Annotated in this window: 14 protein-coding genes and 2 tRNA genes; 4 read left to right on the top strand and 12 right to left on the bottom strand. The window is 29.9% G+C overall.

What is annotated here, in order from left to right; translation table 11 throughout:
* Positions 1-81: 81 nt before the first annotated feature.
* Positions 82-576, bottom strand: coding sequence for a redoxin domain-containing protein (locus ABIV_RS04555; protein ID WP_114838774.1), 495 nt, complete (start codon positions 574-576; stop codon positions 82-84).
* Positions 577-675: 99 nt separating this feature from the next.
* Positions 676-1,272, bottom strand: a complete 597-nt coding sequence (locus tag ABIV_RS04550; RefSeq protein ID WP_114838773.1) for a peroxiredoxin — start codon at positions 1,270-1,272, stop codon at positions 676-678.
* 169 nt (positions 1,273-1,441) lie between these two features.
* On the opposite strand from ABIV_RS04550, the gene ABIV_RS04545 reads away from it, so the two are divergent.
* From ABIV_RS04545 to ABIV_RS04535, 3 genes are all read left to right on the top strand, one after another.
* On the top strand, positions 1,442-2,035 hold the full coding sequence (locus ABIV_RS04545; RefSeq protein WP_114838772.1) for a LysE family translocator: 594 nt from the start codon (positions 1,442-1,444) through the stop codon (positions 2,033-2,035).
* A gap of 28 nt (positions 2,036-2,063) precedes the next feature.
* Entirely contained in the window at positions 2,064-2,624 is a 561-nt protein-coding gene (gene sigZ, locus ABIV_RS04540; protein WP_114838771.1) for an RNA polymerase sigma factor SigZ, read from the top strand.
* A gap of 78 nt (positions 2,625-2,702) precedes the next feature.
* Positions 2,703-4,997 (top strand): glutamine--tRNA ligase/YqeY domain fusion protein, encoded by a 2,295-nt coding sequence (locus tag ABIV_RS04535; RefSeq protein ID WP_114838770.1) that lies wholly within the window; start codon positions 2,703-2,705, stop codon positions 4,995-4,997.
* Between the two features lie 37 nt (positions 4,998-5,034).
* Here ABIV_RS04535 and ABIV_RS04530 read toward each other — a convergent pair whose 3' ends face one another.
* Positions 5,035-5,637, bottom strand: a complete 603-nt coding sequence (locus ABIV_RS04530) for an RraA family protein (RefSeq protein WP_114838769.1) — start codon at positions 5,635-5,637, stop codon at positions 5,035-5,037.
* A gap of 9 nt (positions 5,638-5,646) precedes the next feature.
* A complete protein-coding gene (locus ABIV_RS04525) occupies positions 5,647-6,450 on the bottom strand; it encodes a DnaJ domain-containing protein (protein WP_114838768.1) in 804 nt (267 codons plus the stop codon).
* A gap of 186 nt (positions 6,451-6,636) precedes the next feature.
* Between ABIV_RS04525 and ABIV_RS04520 the strand changes: the two genes are divergently transcribed.
* Positions 6,637-8,325, top strand: a complete 1,689-nt coding sequence (locus ABIV_RS04520) for a protein adenylyltransferase SelO family protein (RefSeq protein WP_114838767.1) — start codon at positions 6,637-6,639, stop codon at positions 8,323-8,325.
* A 66-nt stretch (positions 8,326-8,391) separates the two neighbouring features.
* Here ABIV_RS04520 and ABIV_RS04515 read toward each other — a convergent pair.
* The 8 genes from ABIV_RS04515 to ABIV_RS04480 form a co-directional block, all read right to left on the bottom strand.
* Positions 8,392-8,466: transfer RNA gene (locus ABIV_RS04515), tRNA-Asn, on the bottom strand.
* Between the two features lie 36 nt (positions 8,467-8,502).
* Positions 8,503-8,577 (bottom strand) — tRNA-Asn (locus tag ABIV_RS04510).
* Positions 8,578-8,650: 73 nt separating this feature from the next.
* Positions 8,651-9,568 carry a radical SAM protein gene (locus ABIV_RS04505; RefSeq protein WP_114838766.1) on the bottom strand — a complete coding sequence of 306 codons (918 nt, stop codon included), beginning with the start codon at positions 9,566-9,568 and terminating at the stop codon, positions 8,651-8,653.
* A 79-nt stretch (positions 9,569-9,647) separates the two neighbouring features.
* Positions 9,648-10,685: a uroporphyrinogen decarboxylase gene (hemE, locus tag ABIV_RS04500; protein WP_114838765.1), complete on the bottom strand. Its 1,038-nt coding sequence runs from the start codon at positions 10,683-10,685 to the stop codon at positions 9,648-9,650.
* A gap of 30 nt (positions 10,686-10,715) precedes the next feature.
* Positions 10,716-11,228, bottom strand: coding sequence for a YqhA family protein (locus tag ABIV_RS04495; protein WP_205526953.1), 513 nt, complete (start codon positions 11,226-11,228; stop codon positions 10,716-10,718).
* Positions 11,228-12,265, bottom strand: a complete 1,038-nt coding sequence (locus ABIV_RS04490) for an aspartate-semialdehyde dehydrogenase (protein WP_114838764.1) — start codon at positions 12,263-12,265, stop codon at positions 11,228-11,230. The genes ABIV_RS04495 and ABIV_RS04490 overlap by 1 nt, the downstream gene beginning before the upstream one ends.
* A complete protein-coding gene (gyrA, locus tag ABIV_RS04485) occupies positions 12,265-14,847 on the bottom strand; it encodes a DNA gyrase subunit A (RefSeq protein WP_114838763.1) in 2,583 nt (860 codons plus the stop codon). The genes ABIV_RS04490 and gyrA overlap by 1 nt, the downstream gene beginning before the upstream one ends.
* Positions 14,848-14,974: 127 nt before the next feature.
* Entirely contained in the window at positions 14,975-15,196 is a 222-nt protein-coding gene (locus ABIV_RS04480) for an HP1242/YdcH family protein (protein ID WP_114838762.1), read from the bottom strand.
* Position 15,197 lies beyond the last annotated feature (1 nt).

The raw sequence follows: 15,197 nt of genomic DNA, 5'->3' as shown, positions 1-15,197 counted from the left end.
AAGTAAAGTATAATTATTAATTACATTAATAACTAAAAACAAAGAAAAAAAACTTTTTTAGAAATAAAAATAGATATTTTATTATTTTATAAGGGCCATTCTTGAATATAATCCAGCCGTAGTTGTATAACCAACTTCACTAAATTTTAAATTTTTATTGCTATCGTAGATTAAAGTAGTAGGGAAAACACTAATATTAAACTTTGTAGAGTGGTAAGCATTTTCATCATTTACTACTTTAAAAGAGAGTTTGTTTTTTTGTAAATAACTCTCTATTTCTTCTTTTGTACCCGATTGAACAGCAATAGTAATAACTTCATAATCCTTAGAAATTCTCTCTATGTTTGCAGCTTCAAGATGACAAGTTGGACACCAAGTTGCCCAAAAATGTATTATAAGAGGTTTGTTTTCAACAATAGTATAAATTGTGTCATCTAATAATTTCACACTTTTTATATCAAAATCATTTTTATTTAAATCAGAAGAACGATAATAACTTAGGGCATTTGATACAATAAACAAAACTAGTGCAAAGAGTATAAATTCTTTAAAATATTTTTTGATTTTATCTTTCATTTAGGAGACCTTGAAGAGTTTTCAAAGAAGTATACAATTTTTTTGTGTATTAAGTATTAAGACAAGGTTTCCCTTGTCTTATAAAATATTTATTATATATTATAGTTTGTCAGAGTTTTTACCTAAGTATTCAGCAACACCTTCAGTAGAAGCTTTCATACCTTCGTCACCTTTATTCCATCCTGCTGGACAAACTTCACCATGCTCATTTGTGAAAATCATAGTATCAACCATTCTAATCATCTCATCAATATTTCTTCCTAATGGTAAATCATTGATTACAGCGTGTCTTACAGTTCCATCTTTATCAATTAAGAAAGATCCTCTTAATGCAACTGAATCACCAAATAATACATCATAATCTTTAGAAATTTGTTTACTTAAATCTGCAACCATTGGGAATTTTACTCTTCCGATTCCACCATTTTCAACTGGAGTCTCTCTCCATGCGAAGTGAGAAAACTGAGAATCTACAGAACAACCAATTACTTGAATACCTCTTGCTTCAAAATCTTCAACTCTCTTAGAGAAAGCAATAATTTCTGAAGGACAAACGAATGTAAAATCTAAAGGCCAGAAAAATAATACTGCACCTTTCTCACCAATATTTTTATATAAATTAAAATCCTCTACAATTTGTCCATCAGCTAATACTGCTGTTGAAGTGAAATCTGGAGCTTTTTTTGTTACTAACATTTTTATTCCTTTTTTTATGTTTTAAATTTTTTATGGTGAAATTATAATAGAATAAAATTAAATTAAAATTAATAAATTTTATTAGTGGATAAAAATTATCCTTTATTTCTTGCATCTTTTTTATTTTTTTTTCGTCTACTTATATAGACAAACTTAAAAAAGGATTATTATGAGCTTATTTTTAACAATGTGTACATTTTCACTTGTGATGTCAATTACCCCAGGTCCAGTAAATTTAATAATAGTAAATTCTGGAATAAACAATGGATTAAAAAAAACATTTGCTTTTATATCAGGAGCAACTATCGGTTTTACTCTTCTTCTTTTATTAATTGGATTAGGATTAAATACTTTTATAGCAAAGCAGAGTTCCTTTTTTACTTATTTAAGTATAGGTAGCTCTTTATTCATTATATATATAGGATATAAAATTATTAAGATAAAAGACAATATAGATATTTATAATAATGAAGAAAAAACTCCTTATTTTTATGAAGGCTTTTTAATACAATGGCTTAATCCAAAAGCTTGGATAGCTTCTATTTCAGGCGTATCTCTTTTTTCTTCTTCTGATTTTGTTTTTTATAGTTTTATTTTAATTTATTTTTTCATTTGTTATTTAAGTCTAATATTTTGGGGATACATAGGAGAAAAAGTTAGCTATTTACTAAAAATAAGAGAGTATCTAAAATATCTTAATATTATAATGGGTTCACTATTGATACTCTCTGCTATGTACTTATTTTATATACAATTCATTTAGTTATAATTATTTTAATAAAGGAGTGAGTATGAATAAATCAACAGAAGAAGTATGGAAAGAGTATCATAAACAACTTCTTGGTTTTATTAGTAGTAAAGTTTCAGATAAACAACTTGCTAAAGATATTTTACATGAAGTATTTATAAAAATTCATTCAAAAATACATACTCTAAATGACATTACAAAATTAAAAAGTTGGGTTTATCAGATTACAAGAAATACAATAATTGACTTCTATCGAACAAATAAAGATATAAAAGAGATTCCACAATGGGTTGAAAAACCTTTTGAAATTGATTCAAATGAAAGCATAAAAGAAGAGCTTTCTTTATGTTTAGGATTTCTTATAGAAAAACTTCCAACAAAATACAAAAATGCAATACAACTAACTGAAATGAAAAATAAATCTCAACAACAACTAGCAGATAGTGAACAAATATCTCTTTCAGGGGCAAAGTCAAGAGTTCAAAGAGGGAGAAAAATATTAAAAGAGATGCTTTTAGAGTGTTGTCAGTTAGAAATTAATAAACATAACCGCATTGTAGAAGTTCAAATAAAAGATGAAAAGAATTGTAAACTACTCAAATAAACTATTTTACACAATATAAGCACTATTTGGATAAAATAATTGCCTTATAATAGTTTAAAAATCAAAGGTTTAATAATAATGAGTGAAAGTAAAGATTTTCTACGTGTTATAGTTGAAGAGGACTTAAAAAAAGGCAAATATAAAGAGATTGTTACAAGATTTCCACCAGAGCCTAATGGATTCCCTCATATAGGACACGCTAAATCTATCTGCATAAATTTTGGAATTGCACGTGATTATAATGGTCATTGCAACCTTAGAATGGATGATACTAACCCAACAACAGAAGATACTAAATATGTTGAAGCCCTTAAAGATGCTGTACAATGGCTTGGATTTAAATGGGACAAGGATATATATTATACTTCTGATTACTTTCCTAAAATATATGAATATGCTATAAAACTTATAAAAATGGGAAAAGCATATGTGGATAGTATCAATGAAGAGCAAATGAGAGAGTTTAGAGGAACTGTTACAGAACCTGGAAAAAGAAGTGAGTTTGCAAATCGTTCTATTGAAGAAAATTTAGACCTTTTTGAAAGAATGAAAAAAGGTGAATTTAAAGATGGAGAACATGTATTAAGAGCTAAGATAGATATGTCTGCTGCTAATATGAAGATGAGAGACCCTCTTTTATATAGAATTAGACATGCTCATCATTTTAGAACAGAAAATGAGTGGTGCATCTATCCAATGTATGATTTTGCTCACTGTTTATCTGATTATATTGAAGGAATCTCTCACTCTATTTGTACTTTAGAGTTTGAAAACAATAGAGATATTTATGATTGGGTTTTAGATACTCTTGAACTTGAGCCACCAAGACCATATCAACATGAGTTTGCAAGACTTGGAATCAATTATACAGTTATGAGTAAAAGAAAACTGCTAGAACTAGTACAAGGCAACTATGTAAATGGTTGGGACGACCCTAGAATGCCAACAATTGCAGGATATAAAAGAAGAGGATATACACCTGAATCTATTTTAAACTTCTGTGACCAAATAGGTATAGCAAAAGCAAACTCAATGGTAGATGTTTCTCAACTTGAATTTTGTATTAGAGATGATTTAAATAAAAAAGTACCAAGAGTTATGTGTGTACTTGATCCTTTAAAAGTAACTATCGAAAATTATGAGGGAGAAGAAGAAATTGATGCACCTTATTATCCTCATGATGTACCTAAAGAGGGTTCAAGAGTAGTTCCTTTTTCAAAAGTAGTCTATATTGAAAGAGATGATTTTAATGAAAATCCACCAAAAGGTTTTTATAGACTTACACCAGAACAGCCAGTAAGACTTAGACATGGATATATTATCTCTTGTAAAGAAGTTATCAAAGATGAAACTGGAAAAATCACTGAATTAATTGCACAATATTATCCTAACTCAAAAAGTGGTTCAGATACAAGTGATATTAAAGTTAAAAGTGCTATTCAATGGGTAAGTGAAAAACATGCTAAAAAAATAGAAGTAAGACTTTATGATAGATTATATAAAAATGAAGCTCCTGAAGGGTTAGAAGATTTAAACCCTAACTCTTTATCTATTATCAAAGATGCTCTTATTGAGCCTGCTGTAATAAGTGATAAAGTAGATGAAAGATTTCAATTCGAAAGACAAGGGTATTTTTATGCTGATCCTATTGATTATACAGATGAAAATCCAGTATTTAATAAGATTGTAGGATTAAAAGATTCTTGGGCTAAAAAAAATATAGTTGAAAGAACTCACTCAAGTACTGTAGAAGTTAATTATTCTGTTGAGAGTGCTCATCACTCTATTTCAACAAAAGTTAAAAAAGAGATAGTTCATGGAGAAGCACAAGCTTTAACACAAGAGCAACAAAATCTTTTTGATAAATATACAAAAGAGTATAGATTAAATAGCGAAGTATCTAATATTTTAGTAAGAGATGAACAACTTACATCTTTTTATGAAGAGACACTAAAAGAGTTAAATAGTCCAGTAAGCATAGCTAATATTGTAGCAAATGAGGTAGCAAAAGAGTTAAAGCAAGAAAATGAGTTAAAATTTACTTCAAAGCAAATTGCTCAACTTGTAAAAATGGTTGATGAAGAACTTATCTCAAGTAAAATTGCAAAACAAGTATTTGAAGAGATGACTCAAACAGGAGAAAATCCAGAACAAATAGTTGAAGCAAAAGGTTTAATTCAAATAAGTGATCCTGCAGTGATTTTACCTATCATTGATGAAGTGATTGCTAAAAATCCTGACAATGTAGAGAAATATAGAGCAGGAAACCAAAAACTTTTTGGCTTTTTTGTAGGACAAGTACTTAAAGCAACAGAAGGAAAAGCAAATCCAAAAGTTGTAAATGAACTTGTAACAAAACAATTAAAGGCATAAAAAAAGGCTAGTTAAAAACTAGCCTTTAAATAAACTACTACTCATAAAAAGAGTCTATCTTTTTTCTATGATTCGCAGCCCATTTTTCAAAGCCCATAGCTTTTTCTTTTTCTACATTCTCTTTAGTTTGATTATAAATCTCTTCAGCTTTTTCTTTTGGAATAACTGCAATTCCCTCTTCATCAGCAACAATAATATCCCCTGGATTTACAGCAATACCACCAGCAACAATTGGAGTATTTAAAGGAAGAACTGCTTTTTTAGTTCCTGGCATAGGAAGGACTCCCCTACCAAAAATAGGAAATTTTATCTCTCTTACTTCTGCAATATCTCTCACAACACCATCAATTACAAAACCTCTTATTCCTAAACCTCGTGCAATAGCACATACATTTCCACCAGAAACTGCATAATCCATTGAATTAGTTTGAGCTACAATAATTGAACCCCTTGGAGCTTCATATATTGCTCTATGTAATGCTAAGTTATCTCCTGGCACCATATTTACTGTAAAAGCAGGTCCTGAAACTCTAGGTATACTTTGCCATAACTCTTTCATACCAGCATCCATAAAACTCTCTCTTTTTAAAGGTCCTGCATAGTCACAAGGACTAAATTGAGCAAACTTTTCATAATCCATCTATTCTCCTTAAGAATGTAGTTTTTTAATAACTTGATAAGCCTGATTTATCTCTTGAGTTTTAGCCGTAGCCTCTTCAATGTAACTCTCATCTTTGTCTTGAGAACTTATAATATCAGGATGATACTCTCTTACAAGTTTTCTATAGGCTTTTTTAACAGTATTCATATCATCACTCTCTTTTACACCTAAAATTTCATAGGCTTTTTTAGGAGTCATTGTTTCTTGATTACTTTTCATTTTTTGTTTCAAACTATTTACAATAGCATCATAAACTTCAGCTGAGATATTTAATTGTGTAGCAATATCTCTTAAGACTTTATCTTCTTCACTACTAATACCTTTGTCTACAAAAGCTAATTGAATTAAGAAACTAATAAACTGTCTTCTTTTTAAAATACTTTTACCTAGAAGTTTATTTAATGAGGCAGCTATCTCTTTTGTATCATCTATTCTTTGTTTCTCTTCATTGAAAATCTCTTTCATAATAGCTCTAGTTTTCTCTTTTTCATCAAAAACCTTTGAGATATCATCAAACATCATTCCTATTAATTGAGCTTCAAGTTCATCTACTCTTCCATCTGCTTTTGCAACTTTGGCTACTAAAGCTATAAAATGTCCAAGATAACTCTGCCTAAATAACTCTTTTGAAGCTGATAATTTATTTAAACTCTTTTTTGAATAATATTTATATAGTTTAACTGCAACAATCGAAGCAAAAATAACAGATAGGGTTAAAAGAGTATTTACAATAAAAGTGTAATACAATATCACAAGTAAGATTGCTATAAAAATCCATTTTTTTAATTTCATAATCTAAGATACACCTTTATATAGTTAATTTCTTGGAAATTATATCTACTTAAGCTTAAGTGAGTTGATATTCTTCTTATAATTTATTTTGACTTAATAAAAATTTTTAACTACTTTTTTTTCTATGTATTTCAAATATTTATGTTAAAAATCTTAATAAATAAAATTTAATGGATAAAGATAATAATGAAAAAAAATATAGAGACTTTTGAAGAACTTTGCACTTTTGCTGATTACTCTTTTGTAAAAGAACTTAACTGTGACCCAGAGGCAAAACAAAATGGTAATAACAAATCATCAAGAGAGGTTTATTCAGGACACTATGTAAATGTAGAACCAACACCTATAAAAGAACCTATATATATTTCCCATAGTAAAAACTTTTTTAAAGAGTTAGGTTTTAGTGAAACTCTTTTAAAAGAAGATAATTTTATCAAAATGTTTTCTGCTGATACTTCAAAACTACCAGAAACTATTAAAAATAAAACTTGGGCTACAGGATATGCGTTATCTATCTATGGTACAGAATATTATGCACAATGCCCTTTTCAAACAGGAAATGGATATGGAGATGGAAGAGCAATCTCTATTTTTGAAGCAGTTTTAAATAACAAAAGATGGGAGTTTCAACTAAAAGGTGCAGGAAAAACACCCTACTGTAGAGGAGCTGATGGGCGTGCAGTTCTAAGGTCAAGTGTACGGGAGTTTTTAGCACAAGAACATATGCACTCTTTAGGAATTCCTACATCTAGGTCATTGACACTATTTACTTCTAAAAAAGAGCAAGTACTTAGACCTTGGTTTAGAAAAGAGTCTTATTCAAGAGACCCTGAAGTTATGATTGAAGAAGATGTTGCAATAACTACAAGAGTTGCCTCTTCTTTTATTCGAGTTGGACAACTTGAACTTTTTGGAAGACGAGCTAGAAAACATGAACATAAAGATGCTTTAAAAGAGTTAGAACAACTTGTTCTACATCTAATCAAAAGAGAATATAGTGAAACTATAGATGATAACTTGAATTTAGAGAAAAAAGTACTTCTATTAGCAAAGCAGTTTCAAGATAGACTTACTTCTTTAGTGGCTAACTGGATTAGAGTGGGATATTGTCAAGGTAACTTCAATAGTGATAACTGTGCAGCAGGAGGTTTTACCCTTGATTTTGGACCTTTTGGTTTTATAGAGATGTTTGACCCTAATTATCAGCCTTGGACTGGTGGAGGTATGCACTTCTCATTTTTCAATCAGCCACAAGCAGCACAAAAAAATTTTAAATCATTTTGTTCTGCTTTAAAACCTCTGATTATCTCAAACCTAGAATCAATAAAGGAACTTGAAAAAATAGAAAATGATTTTTCTGTAATCATGCAATCAAAAATAGAAAAAATGTGGGCTTCTAAACTAGGTCTTATTGAGTTTGACTTTGAACTATTTAATGAACTTATTAATCTTATGATTGAAACAAAAGTTGACTACACAATATTTTTTAGGGAATTATCAAATATACCAAAGGATATGACAGAGCTTGAAAATAGTTTTTATACTAATATTGAAAATGAAATTATCAAATCAAAATGGAATAGTTGGTTAGAAAAATGGAAAGCTAAACTAAAAGCAAATTCACAAAAAAAACTAGAAGAACTTTCAAAACAAATGAAGCTTATAAATCCAAAGTATACTCTAAGGGAGTGGATATTAGTTGATGCATATAAAAAAGCCCAAAAAGGAGACTATACTCTTATAAATGAACTACAAGAGATAATGACAAATCCATATTCAAAACAAACAAAAGAGATAGAAAAAAGATATTATAGTAAAAAACCCTCTGAGTTTTTTGGAATAGCTGGAGTATCTCATGTGAGTTGTTCTTCATAAAAAAAGAGCAAAAAAAAAGCTTCTAGATAAAAGAACCTAGGTTCAAATATCTAAAAGCTTTAAAAGTGGCTCCGGCACCTGGATTCGAACCAGGGACCAAATGATTAACAGTCATCTACTCTACCACTGAGCTATGCCGGAATTTAAGTTTTTTGTTTATTTAAAGAGAAGTTTAAGTGGCTCCGGCACCTGGATTCGAACCAGGGACCAAATGATTAACAGTCATCTACTCTACCACTGAGCTATGCCGGAATCTGACTTCCTCTTTAAATGGACTGGAATTATAGTCAAATCTTTTTTGTTTGTCAAGACTTTTTCGAAAAAATTATGAAATTTTATAAAAACCTAAGCCACTGCTATCAATCAAAGATATTCTCTTTTCTTCTACTAATTTTTCTAATAATTTTTTTGATACTTTATCAAACATATTTTCTATATCTTCTTGAGTTAAAGGTCTTCGTTTTAACATATTGATAATTTCTTCTTCAGAGAATGAAGATTCTAATTTTGGTCTATTTTTATATGCTATATTTACATTTATACCTTCAAAACTATTAGCTATTTCTTGCAAAGTTTCAAAAGATACTGGCTTCACTTCATATGCAGGTGGTCTATCAATTGTACCAATATCTACCCTATGAGGTTTTATCTTTTTAACTGCTTCATATAAGGCTTTTATCTCTTCTTCTTTATCATTAAGTGTTTTTACAAATAGAATTTCAAGTACAAAGATATTTTTTGTTTCACTTGAGAACTTTATCATACCTTCAACTATCTTTTCAATATCAATTCCACTATGTATTCTATCAAGCTTTTTAAAACACTTTTCACTTACACAATCAAGTGATAGTTTTACTGTATCTATTTTCAATAAAGCTTTATAAATTTTTTCATCATAGATTGTACTTCCATTTGAAAGAATAAGTGTTTTTGCACTCTTTTTTACTTTATTAAGTTCATCAACAAGCTTTTCTAAATCTGGATATAGAGTTGGTTCTCCATTTGCTGTTATTGTTATAACATCTATTTTTGGATGTTTCTCAAATGAGGCTTTAACTTCTGCTACTACTTCAGCTACACTAGGATAAGTAGTCATAGTATCAACTGTTTTAGCTTTTTCAAGTTCACAATAAAGACAATCAAAGTTGCATTGTTTTTTTGAAGGAGATAGGTCTATACCTAAAGAGATTCCAAATCTTCTTGAAGGAATAGGTCCAAAGATAATATTGTTTGAATATGACAAATAAAAATCCTTTTAAAATAAAAAAAGAGAAGCTACAAGAGCTTCTCTTTTATGTTAAGTTTACAATAATCTAATTTATTTATTTTTTTGAAACTCTTTGACACTCACTTACAAAGTGAATTGCATTTTCTACTGGCACATCAGGTAAAATTCCATGCCCTAGGTTAAAGATATGTCCTTCACCTTGCATTACATTTTGAATAGCTTCAACACATTGAGTTGTTGCTTCTTTTGAATATAATCTACAAGGCTCCATATTACCTTGTAATACATATTTTTCACCTAACTTCTCTTTTGCTAGTGCCATTGGTGTTCCCCAATCAACTCCAAATACATCAAAGTTTCCATATACTCCACCTCTTTCAATGAAAGCAGCAACCCCTTTAGGGAACATGATTACTGGAATTTCTGGATATTTCTCTTTTACATATTCAGCTATTTCAACCATATACTTCCAAGAAAACTCATCATATTTTCCTGGTTCAATTGCCGCTGCCCATGAATCAAAGATTTGAACAACATCTGCACCTGCTTCAATTTGTTTAACCATATAATATTTAACTACATCAGTTACTTTTCTTAGAATTCTATGTAAAAATTCTGGATTAGAATACATCATTTTTTTACAAATATTATAAGTTTTAGTTCCTTGTCCTTCAATCATATAAGTTGCTAATGTCCAAGGTGCTCCTGTAAATCCAATAAGAGCTTTATCTTCAGGAAGTCTTTGTTTTAAAAGTTTGATTGTTTCATATACATAAGTTAGTTTATTAGCAGCCTCTTCTCCACCAATTAATCTATCTAAATCAGCTTCTGTTTCAAGTGGGTCATTAAATTTAGGACCAAAACCTTTAATAAACTCTAAGTCCATTCCCATTTCATCAGGAATTACAAGAATATCACTAAATAAAATAGCAGCATCTACTCCTACAATATCAAGTGGTTGAATTGTAACTTCACAAGCTTTTTCTGGGTCATGACATAAATTTAAAAAGTTACCAGCTTTTGCTCTAACTTCCATATATTCAGGTAAATATCTTCCTGCTTGTCTCATCATCCATACAGGAGTATAAGGAGTCTCTTTTCTTAAACACGCATCTACAAAAATCTTTGACATAATAAACTAACCTTTAATCTATTTCTATTATTATTTTTTTCCAACTTTACCTAAAAAGTAAAGTCCTACTGATAAAGCAGCTACAGCAAGAGCAAAATAAAGCATCTCTAATGCTCCATTATATTCTGTATGTAAAACTCTTTGGAAGAAGTTTACAACTAGAACCATTACTATTACTTTTGCTATTTTATCTTTTAATTGGTCTAGTGAAGTGATTGTTAATACTCTTTGTTCATCTTGCATTTCTTGAATATGTTTAATCGGAGAGATAAAAAGTTCATAAATACCAAAAGAGAAAATCAGCATAACCACAGCAATTAAATATAAATCTACTGCACCTATAATACCACTTACTAAATCTTCATGAAAGTTTTCAGGATGAGCCCCAGTAACTATTGTATCAAAAGCATATTTTGCTACAACAAAAATATCCATACTTGCGATTACAAATAGTACTATTGCTCCTAATAATCCAAAAAGTACAGCAAGAAGTACAAGAAATCTTGACTTCCACATTGTACTTTCAAAGATTTGTCCTATCATTAAATTTCATTCTCCATTTCAATCCATTTAAGACCAATTCTTACTGCATTTGTAGCAGCCCCTACTCTTACTTGGTCTGCAACATTAAAATAGTGAACGATATTTGGAGAATAAACATCTCTTCTAATTCTTCCTACATAAGTTGCATCTGTATCTGTTGAGATAATTGGCATTGGGTAAGCATTGTTTTCTAAATCATCAATTACTTCAACATTTTCAAATCTCTCTAAAGCTTCTCTTACTTCATTTACATCTACTTCTACACCATCTTCAAAAGTAACTGTAATAGACTCAGAGTGAGATCTTAAAACTGGAACTCTAACACAAGTTGCAGCTACAGCAATCTCTTTGTGCATGATTTTTTGAGTTTCATTTACCATTTTCATCTCTTCTTTAGTAAATCCATTTGCTTGAGCTACGTCAATTTGAGGAATTACATTAAGAGCAATTTGGTGAGCAAATGCATTTTTTTCACTATCTTCTAAAGAGAAAGCAAAAAATGCTTGCATCTGTTTTACAAGTTCTTCCATACCAGTTTTACCAGCACCTGAAACTGCTTGATAAGTTGATACATCAACTCTTTTAATTCCATATAATTCATCTAATGGTTTTAAAGACATTACCATTTGAATTGTAGAACAGTTTGGATTTGCAATAATTCCTGTTTCTCTCCAAGATGCAATATCTTCTGGATTTACTTCTGGAACTACTAATGGAACATTTGCCTCCATTCTAAAGTGACTTGTATTATCAATTACAACAGCACCTGCTTCAACTGCATATCTTGCATATTTCTCAGAAATTGAACCACCAGCAGAGAAAAATGCAATCTCTACTTCATTCTCTTCAAAACAAGTTTCAGTTAATTCTAATACAGTAATCTCTTTACCATCATATTCTACTTTAGAACCAGCACTTCTAGCACTAGCTAGAGGTACTAACTTATTTATAGGGAAGTTATAATCTTTTAATACTCTAAATAACTCTTCACCAACAGCACCAGTTGCACCTACAACTGCTACATTAAATTTTCTCATTATTCATTTCCTTTATCATCATTATTATCAATTTCTAAAGTGTTTGTATCTTCTACATTTTCACTACTGCTATTATCTGAAAGGTTAAACTCATTTAAATCAATACCATCCATAGTATCTGCATTTTCAATATTTAACTCTTCATCTTCTTCTTTTGGACATTTTGCAATTGATACAACTTTATCTTTTGCATCAACATTTACAATAATTACCCCTGAAGTATTTCTTCCAGCTTTTCTAATTGTTTGCATATCAACTCTAATCATTTTACCAATTGAAGTTAATGCCATTAAATCTTGTGATTCATCTACAAGAACTGCTCCAACTACATTTCCAGTTTTTTGATGTAATTTCATAGAAATAACACCTGAACCAGCTCTGTTTGTCTCTCTATATTCAGAAACCTCAGTTCTTTTTCCAATACCTTTTTCAGATACTGTTAATAACTCTTGCTCAATATTATCAACAACATTAGCATCAACTACGAAGTCAGAATCATGTTTAAACTTAATACCTCTAACTCCTCTTGTAGATCTTCCTTGCTCTCTTGTTTTTTCAATATCAAATCTAATACATTGACCTAAGCTTGTGAAAATCATTAGGTATTGAGAATCTGGATTAGTAATTTTTGCTGTAACAATTTCATCTGCATCATCAAGAACAATTGCTCTTACACCATTACTTCTAATATTACTAAACTCTACTAAAGATGTTCTTTTTACAATACCATTTCTTGTGAAGAATGCTAAAGACTTAGACTCATCAAAGTCTGTTGTTGGAATAATCTCCATAATCTTTTCATCTTCTCTTAAATTGATTAAGTTAACAACTGCTTTACCTTTTGCAGTTCTAGAACCTTCTGGAATTCTATAAACTTTTAACCAATATAATTGTCCCATATTTGTAACAAACATTAAGGTATCGTGGGTATTGGTTACGAAGAATCTCTCAATAAAGTCATCATCGTGAGTAGTTACAGCTACTTTACCTTTACCACCTCTTCTTTGTTTCTCATAAGATTTAATTGGAACTCTTTTTACATATCCATTATGAGTAATAGTAACAACCATTGGCTCATTTGGAATTAAATCTTCAATATCAATTTCATCATAAGAATCTTCAATTTCTGTTCTTCTTGGTTCAGAATATTTCTCTTTGATTTCAGTTAATTCTTCTCTAATAATCTCATTTAACTTCTCTTCAGATTTTAAGATTGCTTCAAGTTCAGCAATAAGAGTTAATAACTCTTGATATTCAGCTTCTAATTTATCTCTTTGTAATCCTGTTAATCTTCCAAGTCTCATATCTAAGATTGCTTGAGATTGAATAGTACTTAATTCAAATCTATCTTGAAGTTTCTCTTTTGCCTCTGTATCAGTTGAAGAAGCTCTAATAATTCTTACAACTTCATCAATATTATCAACAGCAATTTTTAGACCTTCTAAAATGTGTGCTCTTGCTTTTGCTTTTTCTAAATCAAAAATTGTTCTTCTAATAATTACAGTTTTTCTGTGAGATAAGAACACTTTTAATAATTCAGGTAAAGTAAATACTTTAGGCTCTTTATTATGTACTGCTAAAAGAATAATTCCAAATGTAGTTTCCATAGGAGTTGATTTATAAAGATTGTTTAAAACGATTTCACTCATTGCATCTTTTTTAAGTTCAATTACAACTCTAATACCTTCTCTATCAGACTCATCTCTAACTTCAGAAATACCTTCAATATGTTTATCTTTAGCTAAAGTAGCAATTTGCTCAATAAGTCTTGATTTATTTACTTGGTATGGTAACTCATCAAGAACAATTACTTCTTTTTTACCTTTTGTTTCAATATGGTGCTTAGCACGGATTTTTACTCTTCCTCTACCCGTATTATATGCATCAATAATTCCTCTTCTTCCAAAAATAGTACCACCTGTTGGGAAGTCAGGACCTTGGATAAACTCCATTAACTCATCAGCAGTTGCTTCTGGATTATCAATTACATGTAATACAGCTTCTAATAACTCATCAACATTATGAGGAGGAATTTTTGTTGCCATACCAACAGCAATACCTTCACTTCCGTTTAATAAAAGAGTAGGAACTCTTGTTGGTAATACATCTGGCTCTTTTAAAGTATCATCGTAGTTTGGTACGAAGTTTACAGTATCTTTATCAATATCTCTTAAGATATCTTCAGAAACTCTTGTCATCCTAGCTTCTGTATACCTCATAGCAGCCGCATTATCACCGTCAATTGAACCAAAGTTTCCTTGTCCATCAACTAATGGTGCTCTCATTGAAAAATCTTGTGCCATTCTTACTAAGGCATCATAAACAGAACTATCACCATGTGGGTGGTACTTACCAATTACATCCCCTACAATCCTTGCAGATTTTTTATATGGGCTTCTTGAACTCATACTTAAATCATGCATTGCATAAAGAATTCTTCTGTGTACTGGTTTTAAACCATCTTTTGCATCTGGTAATGCTCTACCTATGATAACACTCATAGAGTAATCTAAATAAGAACTCTTAATGCTATCTTCAATATTAACGTCGATTATGTCTTGATTTTCAAAAAGGTTTTCCATTAATAAATGCCTTTATACTAAAATTTAGATATTTTATCTAAAAAAGGCTTAGTATTCGGTGTTTTTAAGCAAAAAAAAAGGATGAAAGCATAAAACTTCCATCCTTTTAAATAAATAATCTATAAAATTATAGATTGTTATCTTTTTTGTATTTTACAATAATATCAAAAACTTCATCTTTAAGTTTTAATTTCTCTTTTTTCTTTTTTTCAACTTCGAATTGATCAACATGGTTTTTTTCCATTTCTTGAATCTCTTCATCTAACTCATTATGCTTATCAAATACTTTGATAAAGTGTGCGTCTTTTTGTTTTAATTCTGTAATAATATCTCTATATTCGTGAAACATT

This window comes from Halarcobacter bivalviorum (genome assembly GCF_003346815.1).
GTDB lineage: Bacteria > Campylobacterota > Campylobacteria > Campylobacterales > Arcobacteraceae > Halarcobacter > Halarcobacter bivalviorum.
The sequence above is the reverse complement of the archived record's forward strand: the minus strand, read 5'-3'. Positions and strand labels throughout refer to the sequence as shown.

Coding starts and splice junctions, on each gene's coding strand:
- ABIV_RS04555 (WP_114838774.1), bottom strand. CDS start 576: ATGAAAGATAAAATCAAAAAATATTTTAAAGAATTTATACTCTTTGCA.
- ABIV_RS04550 (WP_114838773.1), bottom strand. CDS start 1,272: ATGTTAGTAACAAAAAAAGCTCCAGATTTCACTTCAACAGCAGTATTA.
- ABIV_RS04545 (WP_114838772.1), top strand. CDS start 1,442: ATGAGCTTATTTTTAACAATGTGTACATTTTCACTTGTGATGTCAATT.
- sigZ (WP_114838771.1), top strand. CDS start 2,064: ATGAATAAATCAACAGAAGAAGTATGGAAAGAGTATCATAAACAACTT.
- ABIV_RS04535 (WP_114838770.1), top strand. CDS start 2,703: ATGAGTGAAAGTAAAGATTTTCTACGTGTTATAGTTGAAGAGGACTTA.
- ABIV_RS04530 (WP_114838769.1), bottom strand. CDS start 5,637: ATGGATTATGAAAAGTTTGCTCAATTTAGTCCTTGTGACTATGCAGGA.
- ABIV_RS04525 (WP_114838768.1), bottom strand. CDS start 6,450: ATGAAATTAAAAAAATGGATTTTTATAGCAATCTTACTTGTGATATTG.
- ABIV_RS04520 (WP_114838767.1), top strand. CDS start 6,637: ATGAAAAAAAATATAGAGACTTTTGAAGAACTTTGCACTTTTGCTGAT.
- hemE (WP_114838765.1), bottom strand. CDS start 10,685: ATGTCAAAGATTTTTGTAGATGCGTGTTTAAGAAAAGAGACTCCTTAT.
- ABIV_RS04495 (WP_205526953.1), bottom strand. CDS start 11,228: ATGATAGGACAAATCTTTGAAAGTACAATGTGGAAGTCAAGATTTCTT.
- ABIV_RS04490 (WP_114838764.1), bottom strand. CDS start 12,265: ATGAGAAAATTTAATGTAGCAGTTGTAGGTGCAACTGGTGCTGTTGGT.
- gyrA (WP_114838763.1), bottom strand. CDS start 14,847: ATGGAAAACCTTTTTGAAAATCAAGACATAATCGACGTTAATATTGAA.
- ABIV_RS04480 (WP_114838762.1), bottom strand. CDS start 15,196: ATGTTTCACGAATATAGAGATATTATTACAGAATTAAAACAAAAAGAC.